This window comes from Campylobacter sp. BCW_4323 (assembly GCF_001763115.1).
GTDB lineage: Bacteria > Campylobacterota > Campylobacteria > Campylobacterales > Campylobacteraceae > Campylobacter_D > Campylobacter_D jejuni.
The window spans coordinates 1-1,145 of record NZ_MJYC01000030.1 but is presented as its reverse complement, the minus strand read 5'-3'; the positions used below and the strand labels follow the sequence as shown (position 1 = coordinate 1,145).

Below are 1,145 nucleotides of genomic sequence, written 5' to 3'. Positions count from 1 at the left end.
CTTGACTCCATCACTAACACTTCTACTTCTAATACAGGTATAAGCGGTTCTATCACTAATAACAGTGATAATAAACTTGAAATTTCTAATGGAGAAGGTGCTACTATAGGTGGAGGTATTACAAATAATGGTAATGCTGATTTAGTTATTTCCAACCAAGGCTCAGTAGGTAAAGATAGCAATGGTAATACAGTAACTAACAATGGTAGTGGTAGTGTTGGAATTAAAGATTGGGTTGTTTCTACAGATAAAGAAACAGGTAAATTAGACACTGTAGTTGTAGGTGGAAGTGGTGCAAATAATGTACAAGTAGAAAACATCACTGTAGATCAAAGCAATGTTAATCTTGAAGAATTAGGTAATATAAGCAATATCATCTCAGGTGTTAATCAAAACAATATTGGCAATATAGGAACCAATGGAGGTGGAGAAATATCTTTAAGCTTTGATCCAATAACAGGAAAGCTTACTACAGATTTTAATCTTAATGCCTCCATATCAGGTGCAACCTTTAGATCTTTAATCTCTACTACTTCAAGAAGATCTACCTTTATAGATAATGTTATGGGTAATTCTATGCAAAGCTTTGCTTTAGCTTCTTCAAGTAAATCTCAAAGCATCGCTATGTCTGAAAAGGGTAATTTATATGCAGATGCAAGTGATTATATAAAGAGTGATTTAAATAATGGAAGCTATGGTTCTAATAAAGAACATTCTTTATTCATCCTTCCTTATACTTCTTCACAGAATGTTGAACTTTCTTTGAATGAAGAAAGTAAAGGACACACTAAAGGAACCATTATAGGTTATTCTACTTTAAAAGACAGTGGAATATATGGTGTGTATGCAGGTTATGAAGATACAAAAATGGGTTCAACTTATTTTGATATTAATAATAGAACCTATTATGCAGGTTTAAAATACTTTAATACCTTATTTACTACAGAAAAAGGTCAAGAAGTTTATATCAAAGCTCAAGGTAAAGCTGCTTTGATTAAAAATGATTTAACTAAAAAAATAGGAAATAATGAAGCTAAAGCTGAACCTAATTCTTATGCTTATGGAGTCAATACAGCCTTAGGTATGAATTTTATTTCTAATAAAGATATATTCTCCCCTGAAATAGGTCTTGCTTATGAAGGAGG

1 protein-coding gene is annotated in these 1,145 nt (G+C 31.6%); it reads left to right on the top strand.

What is annotated here, in order from left to right; translation table 11 throughout:
• On the top strand, nt 1–1,145 hold a 1,145-nt coding region (locus tag AJN60_RS01510), incomplete at both ends, for an autotransporter outer membrane beta-barrel domain-containing protein (protein WP_148122477.1).